General features: G+C 69.5%; 16 protein-coding genes. 3 read left to right on the top strand and 13 right to left on the bottom strand.

What is annotated here, in order from left to right:
- Window positions 1-408 precede the first annotated feature (408 nt).
- The 12 genes from CLV01_RS05810 to CLV01_RS05755 form a co-directional block, all read right to left on the bottom strand.
- Window positions 409-1,506 (bottom strand): AbrB family transcriptional regulator, encoded by a 1,098-nt coding sequence (locus CLV01_RS05810; RefSeq protein WP_099734782.1) that lies wholly within the window; start codon window positions 1,504-1,506, stop codon window positions 409-411.
- 71 nt (window positions 1,507-1,577) lie between these two features.
- The gene (locus CLV01_RS05805; RefSeq protein ID WP_099734783.1) at window positions 1,578-2,156 is read right to left on the bottom strand and encodes a hemerythrin domain-containing protein; all 579 of its coding nucleotides are present in this window, start codon (window positions 2,154-2,156) and stop codon (window positions 1,578-1,580) included.
- Window positions 2,153-5,746 (bottom strand): LAGLIDADG family homing endonuclease, encoded by a 3,594-nt coding sequence (locus CLV01_RS05800; protein WP_099734784.1) that lies wholly within the window; start codon window positions 5,744-5,746, stop codon window positions 2,153-2,155. Before CLV01_RS05800 ends, CLV01_RS05805 begins: the two co-directional genes overlap by 4 nt.
- Before the next feature lie 55 nt (window positions 5,747-5,801).
- Window positions 5,802-6,479 carry a carbonic anhydrase gene (locus tag CLV01_RS05795; RefSeq protein ID WP_099734785.1) on the bottom strand — a complete coding sequence of 226 codons (678 nt, stop codon included), beginning with the start codon at window positions 6,477-6,479 and terminating at the stop codon, window positions 5,802-5,804.
- 14 nt (window positions 6,480-6,493) lie between these two features.
- Window positions 6,494-7,315, bottom strand: a complete 822-nt coding sequence (locus CLV01_RS05790; protein ID WP_099734786.1) for a peptidylprolyl isomerase — start codon at window positions 7,313-7,315, stop codon at window positions 6,494-6,496.
- A 91-nt stretch (window positions 7,316-7,406) separates the two neighbouring features.
- On the bottom strand, window positions 7,407-8,144 hold the full coding sequence (gene narI, locus CLV01_RS05785) for a respiratory nitrate reductase subunit gamma (protein ID WP_071954236.1): 738 nt from the start codon (window positions 8,142-8,144) through the stop codon (window positions 7,407-7,409).
- On the bottom strand, window positions 8,141-8,854 hold the full coding sequence (gene narJ / locus CLV01_RS05780; protein ID WP_047326399.1) for a nitrate reductase molybdenum cofactor assembly chaperone: 714 nt from the start codon (window positions 8,852-8,854) through the stop codon (window positions 8,141-8,143). The genes narI and narJ overlap by 4 nt, the downstream gene beginning before the upstream one ends.
- Before the next feature lie 11 nt (window positions 8,855-8,865).
- Window positions 8,866-10,407 (bottom strand): nitrate reductase subunit beta, encoded by a 1,542-nt coding sequence (narH, locus tag CLV01_RS05775; RefSeq protein ID WP_099734787.1) that lies wholly within the window; start codon window positions 10,405-10,407, stop codon window positions 8,866-8,868.
- 18 nt (window positions 10,408-10,425) lie between these two features.
- Entirely contained in the window at window positions 10,426-14,280 is a 3,855-nt protein-coding gene (locus CLV01_RS05770) for a nitrate reductase subunit alpha (protein ID WP_099734788.1), read from the bottom strand.
- A gap of 47 nt (window positions 14,281-14,327) precedes the next feature.
- Complete coding sequence (locus CLV01_RS05765; protein ID WP_012203039.1) at window positions 14,328-15,788, bottom strand: MFS transporter; 1,461 nt, start codon at window positions 15,786-15,788, stop codon at window positions 14,328-14,330.
- Between the two features lie 16 nt (window positions 15,789-15,804).
- On the bottom strand, window positions 15,805-17,127 hold the full coding sequence (locus CLV01_RS05760; RefSeq protein WP_012203038.1) for an MFS transporter: 1,323 nt from the start codon (window positions 17,125-17,127) through the stop codon (window positions 15,805-15,807).
- 156 nt (window positions 17,128-17,283) lie between these two features.
- On the bottom strand, window positions 17,284-18,246 hold the full coding sequence (locus tag CLV01_RS05755) for a helix-turn-helix transcriptional regulator (protein ID WP_099734789.1): 963 nt from the start codon (window positions 18,244-18,246) through the stop codon (window positions 17,284-17,286).
- Between the two features lie 130 nt (window positions 18,247-18,376).
- Here CLV01_RS05755 and CLV01_RS05750 point away from each other — a divergent pair, with 130 nt between their 5' ends.
- Genes CLV01_RS05750 through CLV01_RS05740 form a run of 3 tightly spaced genes read left to right on the top strand, consistent with a single transcriptional unit; the run spans window position 18,377 to window position 22,724 of the window.
- Window positions 18,377-20,380: a TonB-dependent receptor gene (locus CLV01_RS05750; RefSeq protein WP_099734790.1), complete on the top strand. Its 2,004-nt coding sequence runs from the start codon at window positions 18,377-18,379 to the stop codon at window positions 20,378-20,380.
- Between the two features lie 26 nt (window positions 20,381-20,406).
- Window positions 20,407-21,486 (top strand): class I SAM-dependent methyltransferase, encoded by a 1,080-nt coding sequence (locus CLV01_RS05745; RefSeq protein ID WP_099734791.1) that lies wholly within the window; start codon window positions 20,407-20,409, stop codon window positions 21,484-21,486.
- Entirely contained in the window at window positions 21,483-22,724 is a 1,242-nt protein-coding gene (locus tag CLV01_RS05740) for an MFS transporter (RefSeq protein WP_099734792.1), read from the top strand. Before CLV01_RS05745 ends, CLV01_RS05740 begins: the two co-directional genes overlap by 4 nt.
- Window positions 22,725-22,728: 4 nt before the next feature.
- On the opposite strand, the gene CLV01_RS05735 is transcribed toward CLV01_RS05740, so the two are convergent.
- Window positions 22,729-23,400, bottom strand: coding sequence for a response regulator (locus tag CLV01_RS05735; RefSeq protein WP_012203037.1), 672 nt, complete (start codon window positions 23,398-23,400; stop codon window positions 22,729-22,731).
- Window positions 23,401-23,427: the final 27 nt, after the last annotated feature.

Here is a 23,427-nt window from a genome sequence, read left to right as displayed (position 1 = left end):
CACCGCGCATCCCACTTCGAACCGGCGCGCATTGCGTCCCCGCTTGTCGTAGCAGGCCTGGGTGAGCGCCGCCAGCGTGCTCTCCGCCCTGGACAGGGAGACATGCATGGCCTGCTGCCAAGTTGGCCAGGTGGGGGATGGGGGGCTTTCTCTGTTTCCGGGCAAGGCTGCGCATGCGCTGCCACGCGGGCAGCGTTTTTGGAGGAGGTCATGGGTCAACCCTCCCATTGGTGGAGAGGGCTGATGGAGACAGGCTCGGCGTGATGGCCGGCCAGGGAGACAGAAGATATGGTCTTGATTCCTGCGTGAACAAGACCCCGATTGACGGTGGGGGCTGCAACGCCAGTTCAGGTGTTTCTACGCACCGCGCCTTTCGGCTTGACGCCAAGTGTGGCGAGACAAGCTGCCCTACTGCGCCGTCCGACCCGCCATGCGCCCGCGCGCCTCCACCCAGCGGAACAGCGGCGCCACCAGCAGCAGCACGGCGATCAACCGGCAGACCTGGAAGGCCGTGACCACGGGCACGCCCAGCTGCAGCACCTTGGCGGTGATGGCCATCTCGGTGATGCCGCCCGGCGAGGTGCCCAGCAGCAGCGTGACCCAGGGCAGGTCCACGGCCAGATGCAGCAGCCAGGCGAAGCCCGCGCAGATCGCCATGAGCCCCACGGTGCCCACGGCCACGGAGCCCAGCCAGCGCGGCGCGGTGTGCAGGAATTCGCGCTTGAAGCGCACGCCCAGGCTGATGCCGATCACCAACTGCGCCGCATTGAGCAGGGCCTGGGGCACGGCCGACAGTTCCTGGCCGCACATGGTCAGCAGCATGGACACCAGCAGCGCGCCCAGGAACCAGGGGTTGGCCCGCTTGAGCCGGTCCATGGCCCAGGCGCCCAGGCCCGTGAGCACGGCCAGCAGCGCCAGCCCCGGCCATTCGACGATGCGGATGCTGGGCGGCGTCAGCCCCTCCAGCCCATGCAGGCCGCTCCACTGCAGCGCAAACGGAATGCTCACGGTGACGATGACCAGGCGCAGGCTGTGGCTGGCCGCCACCAGGTCGGTGCGCGCGTTCTCGCGCTCGGCCAGCAGCGTCATTTCAGAGGCCGCGCCAATGGCGCCCGCGAAGTAGGTGGTGGCGCGCATCTCGCCAGCCGGTATCTGCGGCATGCGCGGCGCATGCACGCGGTACAGCCAGGCGCCGAAGCCCCAGCCCAGCAGCAGCGCCCAGACGATGGCCACGGCAATCGCCCACCACAGCCCCGCGATCAACTGCACCACGGCCGGCGTGAAATACAGGCCCAGCGAGGCGCCGATGATCCACTGCCCGCCGTTGCGCAGCCGGCCCGCACTGGCCGTGGGCGCGCCCAGGATGGAGGCCAGCGAAGTGGCGATCAGCGGCCCCAGCATCCAGGGCAGCGGCGTGCGCAGCCACAGGCACAGCTGGGCGGCGGCAAAGGCGCCCAGCAGGGTCAGTGCGATGCGAAGCAGGAAAATGGGGCGGCGCTCGGGCATGGCAGGCGAGGCGGGACAGGTTCAAAGCCTGCGAGTATCGCCGCGCCGGCTCCCGCGCGCTGCCGGCGGCGCTATCTCCGTGACAGGTCCGCGCCCCGGCGCACGGCCATCTCACGGCCCATGGCCGCCTGCGTTGCCTCTGGCAGCAGGCCGCGCGCCTGCGGGTAGGCCAGCCGCTCTTCATTCTCGACATGGCTGGCATAGCAGGCCGCGAAGCGTTCGAACACCGCCTCGTCAGCCGCGCCAAAGCCCTGGCAACGCCCCTCGGCCATGTCCAGCAGCGGCTGGCGCGCCAGCGCCCAGTCGGCGCTCATCAGGCCGTGCTCGCGCTGCAGGCGCTGCACCAGGGCCACGGTCTGCGCATCGCCCTGCTCCAGCAGCGGGGGGAAGACATGCAGCTCCTCGTCCTCATGGTGCAGCGGCGCCGCCTGGTCGAAGTAGCGCAGGATGTCGCGCGCCGCCTGGCGTGCGCTGTCGTCGCAGCCCTTGGTCCGGAGATGCACGCGCAGCCGGTCCAGCAGCGCCAGCATGCGCAGCACGCGCTCGTGGCAGGCTTCGAGCATCTCGAAGGGCTGGTCGAAGCCCGTGCCGGGCGCGCGCCAACCGGGCACGGCATCGCCCTGCGGGCGCGGGGCCACGAACACTTTCACCCACAGCTCCCCAGATGGCCGCAGGCCGTGCAGTACTCGCAGCCGTCCTTGCGGATCACGGCATGGGCGCCGCATTCCTCGCATTTGCGGCCGGCCATGACCATGGGGTCGGTGGCCAGGGCCTCGGGCTCGGGCAGCGGCGATGGGGCGGGCGGCGCGCCGCTGCCGCGCCGGGCCAGGATGTTCTGCACCGCATAGGCGATGGCGGCCACCTCGGAGTCGTGCCACATGGGCACGCGCGTGCCGTCGTCGCGCTGGTGGGTGCCCAGGCGCACGGGGCCCCGGTCCCAGGCCACCTTGCGCATGTCGCTGAGGGCGCGCTCCAGGAAGCCGCCGCGCGCGGCCAGTGACAGCAGGCGCATGCTGGAGGTCACCCATTGCTGGGACTCGCCGCTCTGGCCCACGGGCATGAAGAATTCGATGGCGCGGTCCACCGTGCGGCCATCGGGCAGGACCACGGGCAGGAAGGAGACGACCAGGTACAGGCGCTTGGGACCTTGCTGGGTCCAGTACTCGATCTTCTCGGCCACGGCGTCCAGCGCGCCCTGGGGGCGGCTTTCTATCACGGTGCGCAGCGGGTCGGGTGCGGAAGCCGCGGCCCCTGCCGGCGCGGGTGAGGCCGGCTTTTCAGCAGATTCGGGCGCATGGGTCTCGAGCACGGCGCCCAGGATGGTGTTGGGCCGGTAGGTGGCCAGGCCCTTGAGGCCGGCCTTCCAGGCCTGGCGGTACAGGTCCTTGAAGTCCTCGTAGGGATAGTCGGCGGCCACGTTGACGGTCTTGGAGATCGCCGTGTCCACGAAGGGCTGCACGGCCTGCATCATGGCGATGTGGCCGGCCGCAGGCATCTGCAGCGCGCTGACGAAGTAGTCGGGCAGCTGCTGCACGTCGCCGCCCAGCGAGCGGTACAGGCGCCAGGCATGGTCTTCGACCGCGTACTCGGCGCTGCCGCCATCGGCCGTGCGTTTCTTGCGCTTGTAGGTCCAGGAGAACGGCGGCTCTATGCCGTTGGAGGCGTTGTCGGCAAAGGCCAGGCTGACCGTGCCCGTGGGCGCGATGGACAGCAGGTGGCTGTTGCGTATGCCATGTGTGCGTATGCGCTGGCGCAGCGCCTCGGGCAGGCGGCTGGCGAAGGTGCCTTCGGCCAGATAGCCATCGGCGTCGAACTTGGGGAAGGCCCCCTTCTCGCGCGCCAGCTCCACCGAGGCGCCGTAGGCCGCATCGCGCATGCGCTCGGCAATGCGCGCGGCCATGGCCCGGCCCTCGGGCGCGTCGTAGCGCAGGCGCAGCATGGCCAGCGCATTGCCCATGCCCGTGAAGCCCACGCCGATGCGCCGCTTGGCCTCGCTTTCCTCGCGCTGCTGCGGCAGCGGCCACCAGGTCAGTTCCAGCACGTTGTCCAGCGCACGCACCTGCACGGCCACGGCACGCTCGAAGGCCTCGAAGTCGAACGCAGGCTCGCCCGCAAAGCCGAACGGATGGCGCACGAAGCGCGTGAGGATGACGGGGCCGAGGTCGCAGCAGCCGTAGGAGGGAAGCGGCTGTTCGCCGCAGTTGTGCACATACAGGCCATTGGCGTCGAAGGCGTGGCAGTCTGCCACCGTGACGTCATAGACCATTTCCTCGCCGTCGCTCTCCAATGTCTGGACGGTGGCAGTGAAGCGCTCACGGTTCGGGGTGCGCCGGTACTGGGCCAGGGCCTGCTCCAGCCGTTCGGCCTTGTCGGTGTCCGCAAGGCCTATGCGGTCGGCGAAGATGCCAAGGTTGTCGCCGCTGATGACCAGTTCATGCTGTGCCTGGGTTGCATAGTCGCGCTGGCCGCCTTTGCCGTCGGGCATGGCGCGCAGTTGGGCTGGCCGACGGTTCTCATAAATCGTCGAAGCCATGCCCTGGCGCAGCAGCATGCGCTGCACGGTACGCAGCAACTCAGAATCGCTCTGGGACAGACGCAGGCTCACGCCCTTGTCCTGTGTGCCCTGGACCGATCCATCGGCATCAAACAGGCCGCGCAGCAGCCCTGCGGAAAATGCAGAAGAGGCCGCTTCCATGGACTTGGTGATGCACTTGCGCCCTGGCTCCATCCCCATGCCAAGCGCCAGATCGCGCAATGCGGCACTGGTCATGCGCGCCTCGCCACGTCCCGCCACTGGCCGCTGGAATCCACGGAAATCCGCGCGGTGACGCAAGCTGGCTGCTGCAGCCTCGGCGGCCTGCATGATGCCTGCCGCGCCCGTGGCGGCATAGGCCACAGCACTGCCGGCGTTGCCTGCGACCTGGCGCAGCTCGGGCGCCCATACGCTGATCACGGCCTTGTCGGCCTTGAGGGTTCCATCGCCTATCAGCAGGCCCAACAGGTAGCCTTCGGCCTCGGTGCCCTGCCCATCCCAGCCTTGAAACGCACGGTGGTTGTGCAGCAGTACCTCGTCGCCTGCCTGCAGTTGGGCGGCCGGAGTCCATTCAGCCTGCAACGCATAGCGCGTGCGGCGAGCGACACGCCGCACCAGATGGTCTGCGGTCAGGCGCAGCACCTGGCCCTCGCGTGTGGTCAGCCGCAGCACCGGCTTGCGGCCGGTGGCAAAGAAGCCCGCGCTTTCGGTGGCGTAAACCTGGCCGTCGACCACGGCGCCAAATGTCTTTCCGACGAGGTCTGCAACCTGGGCTGGTCCCGACTCGGTGAGCACCCAGGTATCTGCCGTGACGCAAGGATTCGTCGCCGCGATCTCCTCGCAGTAGCGCAGGTTGTTGTCGTCGTTGATGTGGTCCAGGAAGAGGATGCCGGGCTCCGCGAAGTCGTAGGCCGAGCGCATGATGGTGTCCCACAGCGTGCGGGCGGGCAGGGTCTGGTAGATCCACTGGCCGTCGGCGCGCTGGTGGGCACCCTGCTCCAGCAGGGCGGTGCCGGGGCGGGCGCGGTGCACCAGCTGCCAGGGCTGGTCTTCGGCCACGGCCTGCATGAAGGCGTCGCTGACGCCGACCGAGACGTTGAAGTTGTTCCAGCGGCCCGGCGTGCGCTTGGCGGTGATGAATTCGAGCACGTCGGGGTGGTCGATGCGCAGCACGCCCATCTGGGCGCCGCGCCGCGCGCCCGCGCTTTCCACGGTGGCGCAGGACTGGTCGAAGACGTTGATGTAGCTGCACGGGCCCGAGGCCAGCGAGGCGGTGGCGCGCACCTCGGCGCCACGGGGGCGGATGCGCGAGAAGTCGTAGCCCACGCCGCCGCCACGGCGCATGGTTTCGGCGGCTTCGCGCAGGGCTTCGTAGATGCCGGGGTAGCCGCCATCGTCCACGCCCTGGATGCAGTCGCCCACGGGCTGCACGAAGCAGTTGATCAGCGTGGCCTGCAGGTCGGTGCCGGCCGCGCTCATGATGCGCCCCGCGCCTATGGCGCCGGCCTGCAGGTTGGCCAGGAACAGGGCCTCGCATTCGGCGCGGCGCGCCTCGGGCTCGACCGAGGCCAGGGCGCGGGCCACGCGGGCGTAGAGCTCGCCCACGCCGGTCTCGCCGTCCTTGAGGTATTTCTCGCGCAGCACATCGAGGCTGATGGGCTGCAGATCCGCCGCGTCCTGCGCGCGGCCCAGGTTTTCGCGATGCATTGGCATGGCTCCCGTGTTGACTTGCCTGCCGCCGTCCCTGGCACTTGCTCGGGCCTCAGTCGACAAGCACTTGTCCATCATGCTCCACGTAGGGCGGGTACGGCCCGGTGCCGCTGTGCGGAGCTTGAGATGCCGCAACAAAGCGGCCGGTCTGGACATCGAAGACATGGACTTCGCCGTCTTCGATGACATAGTGCCATCCGTGCAGGCTGAGCTGCCCGGCCTCTACCCGCGATCGCACCATGGGATAGTCCATCAACCGTTCGAGCTGCAGCACGACGGCGCGCTGCTCGGTGCGGCGCAGCGCCTCGGGGCCGGCCTGCACGGGCAGCACGGCCTCGCGGCCCAGGTCCAGCCAGCGCTGCAGGTTGCGCGCCTCGGGCGAGACTTCGCCGTACAAGGCCTTGATGGCTCCGCAGTGGCTGTGGCCGCAGACCACGATGCGGCTGACCTGCAGGTTGAGCACGGCGAATTCGATGGCCGCCGCCGTGCCGTGGTGGCCGTGCGATCCGTCGTACGGCGGCACGAAGGCGCCCACGTTGCGCACCAGGAACAGCTCGCCCGGCGGCGCCCCCGTGAGCAGGTAGGGCACCAGGCGCGAGTCCGAGCAGCCGATGAACAGCGTGGTCGGGTGCTGGCCCTCTTCGACCAGGATGCGGAACTGCGCGCGGTACTGCGGGAAGGCGTGCTCGTGGAAGCGCTGCAGGCGCAGCAGCAGTTCATCGTCGGGCATGGGCACTTCCCCGGCTATTGCACCAGCGGCGAGTCGGCCGCAGCGATGCGCACGCCCACCACTTCGGACTGGCCGGCCAGCAGCTGCAGGTACTGGTGGAGCGCGCTCACCCAGGTCTGCTGGTGCAGGGCCTGGGCGACGGCCGGGCGCGCCTGCTGCCAGTCGGGCAGAACGCCCGCCTCGCGCGCGCAGACTTCGACCACGTGCAGGCCGAAGCGGCTGTGCACCAGGCGCGGCAGCACGCCGATTTCCTGGGAGGCAAAGACATCGCGCGCGAATTCGGGCGCGCAGTCGCTGCGGCCCAGCCAGCCCAGTTCGCCGCCGTGCTGGCCGCTGGGGCAGTTGGACCATTGGCGCGCGGCCTCGGCAAAGCGCAGGCCGGCGTCGTCGGCGCAGCGCAGCTCGATCAGCAGGGCCTCGGCCCGCTGGGTGAGGGCGCGCACGTCCACGCCGGGCGTGACGGCAAACAGCACGTGGCGCAGGCGCACGCGCTCGCCCTGGGCGAAGCGCGCGGGGTTGGCATCGAAGTGGCGGCGGCAGGCGTCCTCGCCGGGCTCGGGCATGTGCAGCGATTGCTCCAGCAGCTGCTCTATGGCCTGGGAGGCGCGCTCGCTGATGACGCCGTCGTCGCCGGCCGCATCATCGGCGCCCAGCAGGCCTTCGCGCTGGGCCGCCTGGCGCAGCAGCTCGGTGCACGCGCGCTGGCGCAGTTCGCGCTCGGGCGGGCGCTGTCCGGGTGCGTGCAGCTGCGTGTTGTTGATGCGGGCCACCTCGGCACCGGCCTCGCCCACGGGCTGGAAGGCCGGCACTTCGGGAATCGCCGGGAGATCCCCCATCGGTGCAGAAGAAGTAGAAGAAGGGGTTGAAGACGCGCAGCCGCAGTGGCCGCCGCCCGATCCGTTGCATCCATGTTCCATGTCGATCTCCTCAATGGCCGGGCTTGGCATCACGGCGTGCCGACGATGCGGGCAGGCCCAGGCGGCGCGAGCGCACCAGCTGGTAGGGGCGCAGCAGGTAGACCAGGGTGCCGAAGCCGCTCCAGACGTGGACCAGGCGCGTGAAGGGGAAGACCAGGAAGATGCTCATGCCCAGGAACATGTGGGCCTTGAACACCCAGCCGGCCTCGGCCAGCAGTTCGGCCGCACCGCCACGGAAGGTGACGATGCGCTGCGCCCATTCGGCCAGGGCCATCATCATGGAGCCGTCCATGTGCTTTGCCGACAGCGGAATGGTGGCCAGGCCCAGCAGCAGCTGCAGCCACAGCAGCCAGAGGATGGCGATGTCGCTGAACCTGGAGTTGGCGCGGATGCGCACGTCCGACAGCCGGCGGTGCAGCAAGATGGTGAGGCCGATGAAGCCCAGCGTGCCCGCGATGCCGCCGCTGACCATGGCCAGCAGCTGCTTGGCGCCTGCGGCCATGAAGGGCTCGTAGACGAAGTGCGGCGTGAGCATGCCCACGGTATGGCCGAAGAACAGGAACAGCACGCCGATGTGGAACAGGTTGCTGCCCCAGCGCAGGCTGCCGCTGCGCAGCAGCTGCGATGAATCGCTCTTCCAGGTGTACTGGTCGCGGTCGAAGCGCAGCCAGCTGCCGATGAAGAACACGGCCAGGCAGATGTAGGGGTAGAGGCCGAAGAGCAGGTGGTCTATCCAGGAGGGGGTCATGTCAGGCTCCTTTGGCGGGGTCCTTGGGCTTGGGGCGCCGCCGTGCGGCGCACGAAATGCACGGGCTGCTCGGCGCCGGGACGGGATTTGCCCTGGCTGCTGCAGCCGTCGAAGGCGGCGGGTTCGGCCCAGGCCTCGTCCATGGCGGGCTCGGGGCGGATTTCCACGCGCTCGGCCCTGTGGCCGGTGATCTCCAGCACGGCCGCGATCACGCTGGCGTAGGGGCTGTCGCGCCGCGCCAGCGCCGTGAACAGGGCGTTGAGGATGTGGGCCATCTCGCCCAGGAATTCACGGGCGATGGCCGGCGGCTGGGTGGAGGCGAACTCCAGCACCACGGCCAGGTGGTCGGGCAGTTCGTCGGCCTCGAAGGCCAGGCCCGCGCGCTCGTAGGTCTGCTGCAGGTCGATCAGCGCCGGGCCCCGGTCGGCCGAGTCGCCGTGCACATGCTCGAACAGATGCAGCGAGGTCTGGTGGCCCCGGTCGAAGGTGTCCACGTAGCGGGCCTCGGCCTCGAAGGGGTCCATGGCCTGCAGCTGCTCGGCCAGCTGCTGCAACTCGCGCAGCCGCGCGGGCGCCACGGATTGCTCCAGGCGCAGGGCGTCGATCAGGCCCGGCAGCAGGGCGCGCAGCTCGGCGCCCGGGTAGCCGATGAGGCAGGCCAGCGCGCGCAGCGTCAGGCGCACGGGGGTGGAGGTGTTGTGATTGAACATGGCGGCAGTCCTCACATTTGCGCGCGGATGGGGATGGTGCGCGGCTTCTTGCCGCCGAACAGGCTGGCGTCGGTGCTGCCGTCGGAGCAGCCGTTGCCGAACGAGAAGCCGCAGCCGCCGCGCAAATCGAACGCGCTTTCGGCGTATTCGCGGTGGGCCGAGGGGATGACGAAGCGGTCCTCGTAGTTGGCGATCGCCATGGTCTGGTACATGTCCTCGACCTCGTCCACCGTCAGTCCCGCGTACTGGAGCACGGCCAGGTTCTGTTCCTGGTCCACGTGCTTGCTGCGCTGGTACGCGCGCATGGCCAGCATGCGCTCGAGCGCGCGCACCACGGGCGTGGTGTCGCCGGCGGTGAGCAGGTTGGCCAGGTACTGCACGGGGATGCGCAGCTGCGAGACATCGGGCAGGTCGCCATTGATGGGGCTGCGGCCGACACTGTCGAGATGCCCGGCGTTCGCCGCCGAGGTGATGGGCGACAGCGGCGGCACATACCAGACCATGGGCAGGGTGCGGTACTCGGGGTGCAGCGGCAGGGCCACCTTCCAGTCCACGGCCATCTTGTAGACGGGGCTGGACTGGGCGGCCTCGATCCAGGCGTCGGAGATGCCGTCGATGCGGGCCTGGCGGATGACCTCGGGGTCATTGGGGTCCAGGAAGATGTCCAGCTGCGCCTGGTAGAGGTCGCGGTCGCGCTCCACGCTGGCCGCTTCCTCGATGCGATCGGCGTCGTACAGCAGCACGCCCAGGTAGCGGATGCGGCCCACGCAGGTTTCGGAGCAGACGGTGGGCTGGCCGGCCTCGATGCGCGGATAGCAGAAGATGCATTTTTCGGCCTTGCCGCTTTGCCAGTTGTAGTAGATCTTCTTGTAGGGGCAGCCCGAGACGCACATGCGCCAGCCGCGGCACTTGTCCTGGTCGATGAGGACGATGCCGTCCTCCTCGCGCTTGTAGATCGAGCCCGAGGGGCAGGACGCCACGCAGGCCGGGTTCAGGCAGTGCTCGCACAGGCGCGGCAGGTACATCATGAAGGTGTTCTCGAACTGGCCGTAGATGTCCTTCTGGATCTGCTCGAAGTTCACGTCATGGCTGCGCTTGCTGAATTCGCCGCCCAGGATTTCCTCCCAGTTCGGACCCCATTCGATCTTCTCCATGCGCTGGCCCGAGATCAGGCTGCGCGCGCGCGCCGTGGGCGCGGCCTTGCTTTCCCTGGCCGACTGCAGGTGCTCGTAGTCGTAGGTGAAGGGTTCGTAGTAGTCGTCGATCTGGGGCAGGTTGGGGTTGGCGAAGATGCGCATCAACAGGCTCCACTTGCCGCCCTGGCGGGGCGCGATGGAGCCGTCCGTGCGGCGCATCCAGCCGCCGTTCCACTTGGCCTGGTTTTCCCACTCGCGCGGGTAGCCGATGCCGGGCTTGGTCTCGACGTTGTTGAACCAGGCGTATTCGACGCCCGGGCGGCTGGTCCAGACGTTCTTGCAGGTGACGGAGCAGGTGTGGCAGCCGATGCACTTGTCCAGGTTCAGCACCATGCCGATCTGTGCGCGGATTTTCATCGTGTTTCTCCTTGTTGTTCAGGCATGGGCGGCTGCGCCGGCCTCGGCTTCGTCGTCAAGCCAATCTATGCGGCGCATCTTTCGGACCAGGACGAACTCGTCGCGGTTGGTGCCGATGGTTCCGTAGTAGTTGAAGCCGTAGCTGTACTGCGCGTAGCCGCCGATCATGTGGGTGGGCTTGAGCACGATGCGCGTGACCGAGTTGTGGATGCCACCGCGCGTGCCGGTGATCTCCGAGCCCGGCGTGTTGATGGTCTTCTCCTGCGCGTGGTACATCATCACCATGCCCGGCTTGACGCGCTGGCTGACCACGGCCCGCGCCGCGATGGCGCCGTTGGCGTTGTACAGCTCCACCCAGTCGTTGTCGGCGATGCCGGCGCTCTTGGCGTCGTCCTCGCTGAGCCAGACGATGGGGCCGCCACGCGCCAGCGTGAGCATCATCAGGTTGTCGCCATAGGTGGAGTGGATGCCCCACTTCTGGTGCGGCGTGATGAAGTTCAGCGCGATCTCGGGGTGGCCGTTGGGCTTTTGGCCCTGCACTTCCTGCAGCGCCTTCATGTGCACGGGCGGGCGGTAGCTGACGAAGCCTTCGCCGAAGTCGCGCATCCACGGATGGTCCTGGTAGAACTGCTGGCGGCCGGTGAGGGTGCGCCATGGGATCAGTTCATGCACGTTGGTGTAGCAGGCGTTGTAGCTGACCTTCTCGCTTTCCAGGCCCGACCAGGTGGGCGAGCTGATGATCTTGCGCGGCTGGGCCTGGATGTCGCGAAAGCGGATCTTCTCGTCCTCGCGGTGCAGGGCCAGGTGGGCGTGCTCGCGCCCCGTCTGCTTCGACAGCGCCTCCCAGGCCTTGACGGCCACGTGGCCGTTGGTCTCGGGCGCCAGCATCATCACCACCTCGGTGGCGTCGATGTCGGTGACGATGCGCGGGCGGCCCTGGCTCACGCCTTCCTCGCGCACCAGGCCGTTGAGCTCGCCCAGTTGCTCCACCTCGGTCTCGGTGTTCCAGCCGATGCCCTTGCCGCCGTTGCCCAGCCTGTCCATCAGCGGGCCCAGGGCCGTGAAGCGCTTGTAGAGGTTGGGATAGTCGCGCTCGACCACGGCAATCTGCGGTGCGGTCTTGCCGGGGATCAGGGCGCACTCGCCCTTCTTCCAGTCGCGCACGCCATCGGGCTGGGCCAGCTCGGCGGGGGTGTCGTGCATCAGCGGCGTGAGCACCACGTCCTTTTCCACGCCCAGGTGGCCCACGCAGACCTCGCTGAAGGACTTGGCAAAGCCCTTGTAGATCTCCCAGTCGCTCCTGGCCTGCCAGGCCGGGTCCACGGCCGCCGACAGCGGATGGATGAAGGGGTGCATGTCGCTGGTGTTGAGGTCGTTCTTCTCGTACCAGGTGGCCGTGGGCAGGACGATGTCCGAGTACAGGCAGGTGGTGCTCATGCGGAAGTCCAGCGTGACCAGCAGGTCCAGCTTGCCTTCGGGCGCCTTGTCGTGCCAGCGCACTTCCTGCGGCTTGGCCGAATGGCCGGCGCCGGGCCGCCCCAAGCCGGCCGCCCCCTGGGGGGAGGCGCGCAGCGCATCGGGGGGGTCTTGTTCTCCAAGGTCTTTTCCTTGCACGCCATGGGTGGTGCCCAGCAGGTGCTTGAGGAAGTACTCATGGCCCTTGCCCGAGCTGCCCAGGATGTTGGAGCGCCACACGAACATGTTGCGCGGCCAGTTGGCCGGGTGGTCGGGGTCCTCGCAGCTCATGGACAGCGAGCCGTCCTGCAGGGACTGCACCACGTGGTCCTTCACGTCCAGGCCCTGGGCCTGGGCGTCGCGCACCAGCTGCAGCGGGTTGGCCTGCAGCTGCGGGGCGCTGGGCAGCCAGCCCATGCGCTCGGCGCGCACGTTGTAGTCGATCATGGCGCCGCCGTACTGGCTGCGGTCGGCCAGCGGGGACAGCACCTCTTCCACGCCCAGCTTCTCGTAGCGCCACTGGTCGGTGTGGGCGTAGAAGAAGCTGGTGGAGTTCATCTGGCGCGGCGGGCGCAGCCAGTCCAGCGCAAAGGCCAGCGCGGTCCAGCCGGTCTGCGGGCGCAGCTTTTCCTGGCCCACGTAGTGCGCCCAGCCGCCGCCGCTCTGGCCTATGCAGCCGCACAGCATCAGCATGTTGATGATGCCGCGGTAGTTCATGTCGCAGTGGTACCAGTGGTTCATGGCCGCGCCGATGATGACCATGGACTTGCCGCGCGTCTTCTCGGCGTTGTCGGCGAACTGGCGCGCAATGGCGATCACCTGGTCACGCGGCACGCCGGTGATCTTTTCCTGCCAGGCCGGGGTGTAGGGCGCATCGGCGTCATAGCCGCCATCAGCGCCCTCGCCGTCCAGACCGCGGTGGATGCCGTAGTTGCCCGCCAGCAGGTCGAACACGGTGGCCACGATGGCCTCCTCGCCGTCCAGCACCATGCGCGAGACGGGCACGCGGCGCAGCAGCACATCCGTGCCCTGCTCGTTGGCGTCGAACCCCGGCGACTGCAGGCCGCCGAAGTAGGGGAAGGCCACGTCGGCCACTTCACTGTCCACGCCCTGGCCGTCCAGCACCGAGAGCTTGAGCTGCACGTCGTTGCCCGTGCGCGCCTCCTTGGACTCGAGGTTCCACAGGCCCTCGTCGGCGCGGCCGGCCTCGCCCCAGCGAAAGCCGATGGAGCCGTTGGGCAGGGCCACGCCGCCGTCCTCGCCGTAGGCCACGGTCTTCCACTCGGGGTTGCTGTCCTGGCCCAGGTGGCCGTCGAAGTCGCTGGCGCGCACATAGCGCTCGGGCACCAGGGCCGTGCGGCCGTCGGGCAGTTGCTGGCGCTTGAGGCGGATCAGCAGCGGCAGGTCGGTGTAGCGGCGCGCATAGTCCTCGAAATAGGCCGGCCGGCCGCGCTCGCCGAAGTAGAACTCCTTGAGGATGACGTGGCCCATGGCCATGGCCACGGCGGCATCCGTACCCTGCTTGGGGTGCATCCACAGGTCGGCCAGCTTGGCGACCTCGGAGTAGTCGGGCGTGACGGCCACGACCTTGGCGCCCTTGTAGCGGACCTCGGTGAAGAAGTGGGCGTCGGGGGTGCGCGTCTGGGGCACGTTGGAGCCCCAGGCGATGATGAAGTTGGAGTTGTACCAGTCCGCGCTCTCTGGCACGTCGGTCTGCTCGCCCCAGGTCTGGGGGCTGGCCGGCGGCAGGTCGCAGTACCAGTCGTAGAAGCTCATGCACACGCCGCCGATCAGGCTCAGGTAGCGGCTGCCTGCGGCATACGAGATCATGGACATGGCCGGAATCGGCGAGAAGCCGATGATGCGGTCCGGCCCGTGCTTCTTGATGGTGTAGACGTTGGCCGCCGCGATCATGCGGTTGACCTCGTCCCAGCTGCTGCGCACGAAGCCGCCCAGGCCGCGCTGCTTTTGCCACTCGCTGCGCGCATCCGCGTTCTCGACGATGGCGGCCCAGGCATCGACCGGGCTCCTGGCCACGGCCAGGGCAGCGCGCCAGTGCTTGAGCAGCCGGCCGCGCACCATGGGGTATTTGACGCGGTTGGCGCTGTACAGGTACCAGCTGTAGCTGGCGCCGCGCGCGCAGCCGCGCGGCTCGTGGTTGGGCAGGTCGGCGCGCGTGCGCGGGTAGTCGGTCTGCTGGGTCTCCCAGGTCACGATGCCGCCCTTGACGTAGATCTTCCACGAGCACGAGCCCGTGCAGTTCACGCCGTGCGTGGAGCGCACCACCTTGTCATGCGCCCAGCGGTCGCGGTAGGCGTCTTCCCAGGTGCGGTCCTCGCCCGTCACCTGGCCATGGCCGTTGGAGAATTCCTGCCGTGGCAGGGAGAAGTAGGAAAGCTTGTCCAGAAAATGGCTCATCGCGGGACTCCTTGTTGTTCGTTGCGGTGCGGTCTGCGGCCCAAGGCTCAGCAGGGCATCTCGGCGTTCCTGCGCGCGTAGTACCACCAGGTCACACCCACGCACAGCACATAGAAGGCGGCAAACACCCACAGCGCCAGCTCGGGCCCGCCCGTGGCGGCGATGGAGCTGCCGTAGCTCTTGGGGATGAAGAAGCCGCCGTAGGCTCCCAGCGCACCCGCAAAGCCCAGGGCGGCCGCGCCTTCGGTATTGCCCTCCTTGAGGGCATGGGCCTGCGCTTGCTCGCTGGGATGGGCGCCCAGTTCGCGCTGCTTGAGCGCCAGGAAAATCGCCGGGATCATGCTGAAGGTCGACCCGTTGCCGATGCCCGTGGTCAGGAACAGCACCAGGAACATCAGGAAGAAGCCCATGAAGCTGCCCTCGGCAGGGCCGAAGCCCAGCGCGTAGCCGCCGCTGCCCTTGGGCAGGAAATACAGCACGCCCACCACGGCCACGGCCATGACGAGGAAGTTCCAGAACGTCACGCGCGCGCCGCCCGCCTTGTCGGCCAGCCAGCCGCCAAAAGGCCGCGACAGCGCGCCCAGCAGCGGGCCCAGCCAGGCATAGGCCAGCGGGTTGACCGCCGGGAACTGGCTCTTGATCAGCAGCGGAAAGCCGGCGGCAAAGCCGATGAACGAGCCGAAGGTGCCCAGGTACAGCAGGCACATCACCCAGTTGTGCTTGCGCCGGAAGATGGCGGCCTGGGCCGCGAAGCTGGCCTTGGCATCGGCGATGTCGTTCATGCCGAACCAGGCGGCCAGCGAGGCGATGGCGATCCACGGCACCCAGATGAAGGCCGCGTTCTGCGCCCACACCCGGGTGGTCTCGCCGGCCTTGGTGATGGTCTGCGCATCGCCGCCGAAGACGCCGAAGATGCCGGCCGTGATCACCAGCGGGCTCAGGAACTGCACCACCGACACGCCCAGGTTGCCCAGGCCCGCGTTCACGCCCAGGGCCGAGCCCTTGCGCTCCTTGGGAAAGAAGAAGCTGATGTTGGCCATGCTGGAGCTGAAGTTGCCCCCGCCCAGGCCGCACAGCAGGGCCAAGATCAGCATGGTCGGATAGCCGGTGCTGGCGTCCTGCACGGCGTAGCCGATGCCGATGGCCGGGATCAGCAGCGAGGCCGTGGACAGCGCCGTCCAGCGGCGCCCGCCCATCAGCGGCACCATGAAGGAATAGAAGATGCGCAGCGTGGCGCCCGACAGCGCGGGCGCCGCCGCCAGCCAGAACAGCTGGTTGGTGGAGTAGGTGAAGCCCAGCGCGGGCAGGTTCACGGCCACCACGCTCCAGACCTGCCAGATGGCAAAGGCCAGGAACAGGGCGGGCACCGAGATCCAGAGATTGATCCTGGCGATGGCCTCGCCCTCGCGCTCCCAGAACTGCCTGTCCTCGGGGCGCCAGAGGGTCAGCACGCTGCCGGGGCGGCTGCGCGCGGATGCCTTTGCGGCGGTCTTGGTGTTCGCATGCATGTGCAACTCCTGCGGTTCAGCGCGCGGCCGGCTGCACATCGCTGTGGCCGCCGTGGCTGTTGAGCACGTCGGTGCGGCGCACCTCGGTGAAATACATCCAGATCAGCGACACCCAGACCACGCCGTACAGCAGCATGAAGGCGCTGGAGCGGATGCCCGTCCAGTCCAGCAGCACGCCGAACAGGATGGGCAGGATGAAGCCGCCCATGCCGCCGGCCAGGCCCACGATGCCGCTGATGGCGCCGATGTTTCCGGGGTAGTCGTCGCTGATGTACTTGAAGACGCTGGCCTTGCCGAAGGCCATGGCAATGCCCAGCACGAACATCAGCGCGGTGAAGGCATAGACGTTCAGGCCCAGGTGAAAGCGGGTGCTGCCCTCGGTGGTGAGCACCGTGAAATCGGTCTGCGGATAGGACAGCAGGAACAGGCAGATCCAGCACACCCACAGCACCCACCAGGTCACGCTGTGCGCGCCGTACTTGTCCGACAGCCAGCCGCCGATAGCGCGCAGCACGCCGCCCGGCAGTGAAAAGCAGGCCGCCAGCAGGGCCGCCACGCGGATGTCCAGGCCGTACTCGCCCACGTAGTACTGCACCATCCACAGGCTCAGCGCCACATAGCCGCCGAACACGATGCTGTAGTACTGGCAGTACTTGAGCACGCGCGGGTCCTTGAGCGCCTTCAACTGGTCGCTGAAGCGCACGTTGCTGGGCACCAGGTGGGCCGGGTCGCTGTGGCTGAACAGCCAGAACAGCACCAGCGCGCCCAGCATGATGGCCGCATAGGCATGCGGCACGGCGGCCCAGCCGAAGGCCACCAGGATCACCGGCGCCACGAACTTGTTGACCGCCGCGCCCGAGTTGCCCGCGCCATAGATGCCCATGGCCATGCCCTGGCGCTCCTTGGGAAACCAGCGCGCCACATAGGGCGTGCCCACCGAGAACGAGCCGCCCGCCAGGCCCACGAACAGGCCGATGGTCAGGAAATGCCAGTACTCGGTGGCATAGCCCATCACCCAGATCGCGGGCACGGTGACGGCCATCAGCACCGCCATCACGATGCGCCCGCCGAAGCGGTCGGTCCAGATGCCCAGCGGCACGCGCACCAGCGAGCCCGTGAGCACGGGCATGGCCGTGAGCAGGCCGAACTGCGTGGCGTTCAGATCCAGCATCTTCTTGATGGGGATGCCGATGATGCCGAACATCATCCAGACCATGAAGCAGACGGTGAAGGCCAGGGTGCTGACGGCCAGGACCGACCAGGCCTGGCGGTCGTGGCGTGTGCCTGTGCTGGTGCTCTTGCGGGGGTCGCCCTGTGCGGTGGGCGCTGTGTTTGCCATTTTGTTTTCCTCGTGGGGGCTATGGCTTCCATGGTCCCGCGCGAGGGCCGCGCCGCACATCCGCCAGCCGTACGCTCGGACAAGGCGGAAGAACTAGGAGCGCGCAGGCGGGCCTAGTTCCAAAGAACTATCGAGGACAAAAAGGCTTGACGCAGATCAGGAACGGCGGCCGAAGACCGATTTCGGGCTGCGCCCATAGAACCGCGTGAACGCGGCACTGAAGTTCGACGGATGGGCATAGCCCACCTGCCAGCCGGCCTGGGCGACCTGGCAGCCGGTCTCCAGCAGCGCCCAGGCGCGGCGCATGCGCAGCTCCAGCAGCAGGGCCTGGGGCGTGGTGCCGAAGACCGCGCGAAAGCCCTGCTTGAGCCGGTGCTCGCCCAGGCCCACGGCGGCGCTCAGGTAGGCCAGGGTCAGCGCGCGGTCCATCTGGGTGGACAGCAGTTCACGTGCCTGCTCCAGCCGGGCCAGTTCGTCGGCCGACCAGCGCGGTGCCGCCTTGGCCGGCTGCGGCGCAGGCGCCAGGTGGCGCAGCTCCAGCGCGGCCAGGCTCAGCATGGCGATGTGGCGGTCCAGCGCATCGGTGGACTGGTGCCCGGGTGGCTGGGCCAGGCGCCGCGCCAGCGCCAGGCTGGCCGGCAGGCTGGCACGGTGGTCCAAGGGCCGCACGCCAGCCGCGCCGTCCACCTGGGTCAGGCGCTGCGAGAGTTCAGGCCCCAGATAGCGGTCGAGCGCCGCGCCCGACAACAGCAGGCGCAGCTGGCGCACGGTCTGGCCGGCCGCATAGCGGCGCTCGCCCTGGCTGCCGCGAAAGGCTGCCAGCGTGGTCTGCCCCGCGCCGAAGCGCAGCGCCGCACCCGTACGCGCCACAAAGCCCGATTCGCCCGCCAGCCCCAGCGTGATGACCAGGGTGCGGCCCTGGTCCGAGGCATCGGCCTGCACGCTGTCCTCCACCAGGTCGCGCAGCGGGCAGTAGTGCGAGCGCGCCAGCACGATGCCGTCGCCCAGCGTGAAGCGCTCCGCATGGCAGTCGCCCAGCTCGGCGGGCAGGGCATGCCGCGTCCAGCCCGGCGCACAGGGCTGGGGCAAGGCAAGCGAGGAAGGGATGCGGGAGGTCATGGGAGAGGAATGGAGGCGCGCTTCGCATAGGAAATGCTCCGTCGCGCATACGTTTTCAAATGATAGCGATTCTCATCTTCCCTAGCATCGGTCTCCAACGAGATTCCCTTTTGGAGAGGACGAGAAAACCATGGCATTCCCCCTTCGCTGGCCGGCCGCGCTGGTGCTGGCCCTGCCCCCTTGCGTGGCAGCCACCGCCCAGGACCAGGCGCCCGAGGCCACCCTGCCCGAGATCACGGTCACGGTGAACAAGCAGGCCGAGAGCCTGGACGCCGTGCCCGCCAGCGTCTCCGTCTTCGACGGCGCGGCGCTGGAGGCGGCTGGCGTGCGCGGGCTGGACGCGCTGTCCGCCCAGGTGCCGGGCTTTGTGTTCCAGGCCTTCGGCCAGTCGGGCGTGCAGCCGCCCGTGATGCGCGGGCTGACGGCCAACTTCGTGTCGTTCTCCTCGTCCACGCTGCTGCTGGTCGATGGCGTGCCCACGCTGATGGCCCAGGGCTTCGAGCACAACCTGCAGGGCGTGGACCGCGTGGAGGTGCTGCGCGGCCCGCAATCGACGCTGTACGGCCGTAATGCCGAAGCGGGCGTGGTCAGCATCGTCACGCGCCAGCCCGGCGACGCGCCCTATGCATCGATCAGCGCCGAGGCCGGCAACCACGGCCAGCGCGCGGGCAGCTTCGAGCTGGGCCGCGCCCTGGTGCCGGGCCAGCTCTACATCGGCCTGTCGGGCGAGTGGCGCGCGCAGGACGGCTTCATACGCCAGCAGGCGACGGGAGCGCGCGTGGACGACCGCGAGCGCGCCAGCGGACGCCTGGCCCTGCGCTGGACGCCCACGGCCGAGACCGAGGCCACGCTGCGCTACGCCCAGCAGCGCTGGGACGACGGCGCCGCGCAATGGGGCAGCATTGCCGCGCCGCGCGCCACGGTGAACTCGGGCACGGACAGCTGGAACCGCTCGCGCGGGCAGACGCTGTCGCTCGATGTCTCGCACCGCTTTGCCTCGGGCCTGCGGCTGCGCTCCATCACCGCGCGCAATGTCTTCGACGACCGCGTGCTGCAGGACACAGACTTCCAGAGCGCCGACCTGCTGCACGTGCGGCGTGACTACCGCCTGGCCACGACCTCGCAGGAACTGCGCCTTGAGGGCGAGGCCGCAGGCCTGTGGAACGCGCGCTGGCTGGCCGGCCTGTACCTGGACCGCGACGATCATGACCTGCGCTACGAGCAAAAGCTGCCCGCCGCGCTGATGCGGCCCACGGCCGGGCTCAAGGGCAGCACGGCGGCGCTGTTCACGCATTGGACCGTCCCGCTGTCCGAGCGCTGGACGCTGGCGGCCGGCGCGCGCGTGGAGCGCAACCGCGTGGAACTGGCCCCCGTGGGCGCGGCGGCGCGCAGCGACGACTGGTCGCGCTTGAGTCCCAAGCTCTCGCTGCAATACCAGTGGTCGCCCCAGGGCCAGATCTACACCAGCCTCAGCGAGGGCTACCGCGCGGGCGGCTTCAACGTGTTCTCTCCGGCCATGGGCTATGCGGCCTACGAGCCAGAGACCGTGCGCGCCTGGGAGATCGGCGCCAAGGGCCGGCTGCTGGGGCAGCGCCTGCGCTATGCGGCCTCGGTCTACACCCAGCAGGTGCGCGACATGCAGGTGCAGCAGATGGGCCTGCCGGGCGTGGTCTACATCACCAATGCGGCGCGGGCGCGCTCCACGGGTGCGGACGTCGAGCTGGACTATGTGTTCGGCGGCGGCTGGCAGCTGCAGACGGCCCTGGGCCTGAACCGCACGCGCTTCGGCAGCTTCCGCGACGGCGCCGCCGTCTACGACGGCCACCGCAACCCCTTCGCGCCCGACATGACGGCCCATGTGGCGCTGCGCTACGACGCGCCCGGCCGCTGGTGGGCGCAGGCCGCCGTGCAGGGCACGGGCAAGGTCTACCTGGACGCCGCCAACGCCTACCGCCGCCCCGGCTACGGGCTGCTCAACCTGTCGGCCGGCTATGCCCAGGGGTCCTGGGAAATCGCCGCCTACCTGCGCAATGCCGCCAACCGCCGCTACGACGCCGTGGGCTACCTGAATGGCCAGGTCGTGGTCTACAGCCCGCCGCGCGAGTTCGGCGTGCGGCTGACCTGGCGCATGTGACTCCCTTTCGTGAAAAGGACCTTCCGATGAATACACCCCGCTGTGAATCCCCTACCCACGCCCCCTCCCACGCCCTGCAACCGCTGTGGGATCTGGCCTCCGCCCAGGTCCAGGCCGAGGCCCTGGTGCTGGCGCTCGAATCGGGCGCCCTGGACCGGCTGGCCACGCCCCAGACGCCGGCCGAGCTGGCCCAGGCCCAGGGCTGGAACGAGGCCAATACCTCCCACTGGATGGAATTGCTGTGGAGCATGGGCCTCCTGCGGCGCGGCCAGCACGAGCCCGTGAGCTACCTGTTGGCCACCGACGCGCTGCGCTACCTGCACAGCGCATCGCCCGAGTCCTGCGGCGCGGCCTGGCTGTTCCGCCTGCGCTCGCTGCGCCACTCCGCCACGCTGCTGCGCGGCCTGGTCGAGCACGGCCCTGCCGGTGACGGCTCGGCCTGCAGCGCCCCCTTGGCCACGGGCAATGCCGAAGGCTGGGCCGCCGCCGCGCGCGCCCAGATCGGCCAGGAGCAGCGCGCCGTCAGCGTGCCTGCCGCGCTGCAGGTGCTGGACCAGGTGCCCGAGGTCGCTGCCGGCGCAGGCACCCCGCGCCGCATGCTGGACCTGGGCGGCGGCCCCGGCTGGATTGCGCTGGCCCTGCTGCGCCGGCAGCCCGCGCTGCAGGCCAGCGTCTTCGACTGGCCCGAGGCCGTGGCCGTGGCGGCGGACAACGCCCGCCAGTCCCGCCTGTCCGACCGCTTCACCGCGCTGGGCGGCAACCTGGCCACGGACGGCATAGGCAGCGGCTACGACCTGGTCTGGTGCTCGTCCGTGCTGCACTTCGTGCCCGATGCGGCAGCCGTGGTCGCCAAGGTGTTCGACGCGCTGGCGCCCGGCGGCGTCTTCGTCTGCGCCCATGCCGAGGTGGATGAGACGCCCGAAGCCGCCCTGCGCACCCTGCCCTACTACCTGCCCATGCGCCTGCTGGGCCGCAGCGTGACCCGGCGCGGCGAGCTGCAGGCGCTGCTGGCGCAGGCGGGTTTCGAGCGCATCGAACGCATCGAGTCGCGCGAGTTTCCGATGGCGCCGCTGGCCGTGCTCATTGCCCGCAAGGCCGCGCCATGAAGGCCGCAGCTCCCCGCCCTGTCTGGCTGCTCCAGGCCCTGTTCGGCTGGCTGCACCTGGCGCTCACCGCCCCCAGCGTCTACCTCTGGCTGGGCCTGCCCCTGGTCATGCGCCAGCATGGCTGGTCGGGCACGGCCATCGGCCTGTTCCAGCTGGCGGGGCTGCCCGCGCTGATCAAGTTCGCGCTGGCCGCGCCCGTGGAAGCGCGCAGCGCGAACGGCCAGCCGCGCTACCGCGCCTGGGCGCTGGCCCTGTGCCTGGCTTATGCGGCCGTGCTGCTGGCCCTGGGCTGGCAGCAGTTGCTGGCCGAGCGCCTGTGGCTGTTCGGCCTGGCCTTCGCGGCCGCGCTGGCCGCCACCTGGGCCGACATTCCCGTCAGCGCCCTGGCCATCCGCCTGCTGCCCGCGTCCGAGCGCATGCGCGCCGGGGGCGTGCGCGCAGCGGCGCTGTCGCTGGGCGCCATCGTGGGCGGCGGGATGATGCTGCTCATGCAGGCGAAATGGGGCTGGCGCGCGCCCTTCCTCTGCCTGGCCGGCACGCTGGCGCTGGGCGCCCTGCTGCTGGCCTGGGTGGTGCGCCATGAGCCCGGGGAGGCGCCCTCGCCTGTGCTGCTGCCTGCGCCCAAAGCTGGACTGGCCGCCATGGTCCGCGGCTATGGCGCCCAGCCCGGCGCCTGGCGCTGGACCCTGGTGCTGGTCAGCTACTTCCCCTTCATCGGCGCGGCCTGGTTCTACCTCAAGCCGCTGATGCTGGACCACGGCTTCGCGCCGGCCCAGGCTGCCCTGCTGGCCGGCATGGGCGGCGGCGTGGTGGCTGCGCTGGCGGGCGCGGCCTCGCCCCTGTTCACGCGTCGCCTGGGCACCCGGCGCGCCCTGCCCCTGTATGCGGGCTGCAACGTGGCGGCGCTGGCGCTGCTGGCGGCCGTCATCGCAGCCGGCGCCCCGCCCCCGGGCCTGGTCGCGGCCGTGGCCTGCGTGGCAGCAGCCATGGGCGCCTCCTCGGCCTGCGTCTTCGGACTGATGATGCAATTCGCCCGCCCGCGCTGGCAGGCCTTCGACTACGGCCTGCAGGCCAGCCTGTTCGCCGCCAGCCGCATGCTGGTGCCGCTGGCGGCCGGCGTGGCGCTGGACGCCATGGGCGCGGCGGCCATGCTCACCGGGCTGACCGTGGCGGCCGCGCTGGCGTGGGTATGGGCGCTGCGGTGTGCGGGGGATGGTTGGGCTTCAGCCACAGCGTAGGCCGCTAATCCCGCTGCCGCTCCGACGCATACACCGCCGCCTGCACGCGCGAGCTCAGGCCGAGCTTGCGCAGGATGTGTTGCACATGGATCTTGACCGTGGTCTCGGCAATGTCCAGCGTGCGGGCGATTTCCTTGTTGCTGGCGCCCCGGGCGATCTGGACCAGCACCTCTTCCTCGCGCGGGGACAGCGGCGAGGCCGGGGCCTCGTCCGGCTCGGGCGCCTGGGGCTCGGGGGCGCCCTGGGACTGGAAGGCGGCCACCAGCTTGCCCATCATCTCGGGGCTGACCACAGGCTCGCCGCGCGCGGCGCGGCGCAGGGCCTCGGACAGCAGGTCGCCGTCGATGGTCTTGAGCAGATAGCCCTGGGCGCCGTTGCGCAGCGCGGCCGCCAGGTCCTGGCCGTCCTCGCTCACGGTGAGCATGACGACGCGACTGCCGGGCGATGCGGCCCGCAGGCCCGCGATGGCATCGACGCCCAGCACGCCCGGCAGGTGGTTGTCCAGCAGGATGACCTGGGGCGCCAGCGCGGGCACCAGGCGCAGGGCCTCGCCCGCGTCGCCGGCCTCGCCGACCACGCGCAGGCCTGCGTCCTGGGCGATGAGGGCGATCAGGCCGCGGCGGAACAGCGTGTGGTCGTCGATGACGAAGACGGAGATGGGGCTGGAGAAGGACATGGGGCGGTCTTTTTCTTGCGGGAGCGT

The sequence above is a fragment of the Delftia sp. 60 genome, assembly GCF_002754395.1.
Taxonomy (GTDB): Bacteria; Pseudomonadota; Gammaproteobacteria; order Burkholderiales; family Burkholderiaceae_C; genus Comamonas; species Comamonas acidovorans.
Note: the sequence above shows the minus strand (reverse complement) of the source record. Positions and strands in the feature narration are given on the sequence as shown.

Bases quoted from the DNA above. Each gene is read 5' to 3' on its own strand.
- CLV01_RS05810 (WP_099734782.1), bottom strand. From the start codon at position 1,506: ATGCCCGAGCGCCGCCCCATTTTCCTGCTTCGCATCGCACTGACCCTG.
- CLV01_RS05800 (WP_099734784.1), bottom strand. From the start codon at position 5,746: ATGCATCGCGAAAACCTGGGCCGCGCGCAGGACGCGGCGGATCTGCAG.
- CLV01_RS05795 (WP_099734785.1), bottom strand. From the start codon at position 6,479: ATGCCCGACGATGAACTGCTGCTGCGCCTGCAGCGCTTCCACGAGCAC.
- CLV01_RS05790 (WP_099734786.1), bottom strand. From the start codon at position 7,315: ATGGGGGATCTCCCGGCGATTCCCGAAGTGCCGGCCTTCCAGCCCGTG.
- narI (WP_071954236.1), bottom strand. From the start codon at position 8,144: ATGACCCCCTCCTGGATAGACCACCTGCTCTTCGGCCTCTACCCCTAC.
- narJ (WP_047326399.1), bottom strand. From the start codon at position 8,854: ATGTTCAATCACAACACCTCCACCCCCGTGCGCCTGACGCTGCGCGCG.
- narH (WP_099734787.1), bottom strand. From the start codon at position 10,407: ATGAAAATCCGCGCACAGATCGGCATGGTGCTGAACCTGGACAAGTGC.
- CLV01_RS05770 (WP_099734788.1), bottom strand. From the start codon at position 14,280: ATGAGCCATTTTCTGGACAAGCTTTCCTACTTCTCCCTGCCACGGCAG.
- CLV01_RS05765 (WP_012203039.1), bottom strand. From the start codon at position 15,788: ATGCATGCGAACACCAAGACCGCCGCAAAGGCATCCGCGCGCAGCCGC.
- CLV01_RS05760 (WP_012203038.1), bottom strand. From the start codon at position 17,127: ATGGCAAACACAGCGCCCACCGCACAGGGCGACCCCCGCAAGAGCACC.
- CLV01_RS05755 (WP_099734789.1), bottom strand. From the start codon at position 18,246: ATGACCTCCCGCATCCCTTCCTCGCTTGCCTTGCCCCAGCCCTGTGCG.
- CLV01_RS05750 (WP_099734790.1), top strand. From the start codon at position 18,377: ATGGCATTCCCCCTTCGCTGGCCGGCCGCGCTGGTGCTGGCCCTGCCC.
- CLV01_RS05745 (WP_099734791.1), top strand. From the start codon at position 20,407: ATGAATACACCCCGCTGTGAATCCCCTACCCACGCCCCCTCCCACGCC.
- CLV01_RS05740 (WP_099734792.1), top strand. From the start codon at position 21,483: ATGAAGGCCGCAGCTCCCCGCCCTGTCTGGCTGCTCCAGGCCCTGTTC.
- CLV01_RS05735 (WP_012203037.1), bottom strand. From the start codon at position 23,400: ATGTCCTTCTCCAGCCCCATCTCCGTCTTCGTCATCGACGACCACACG.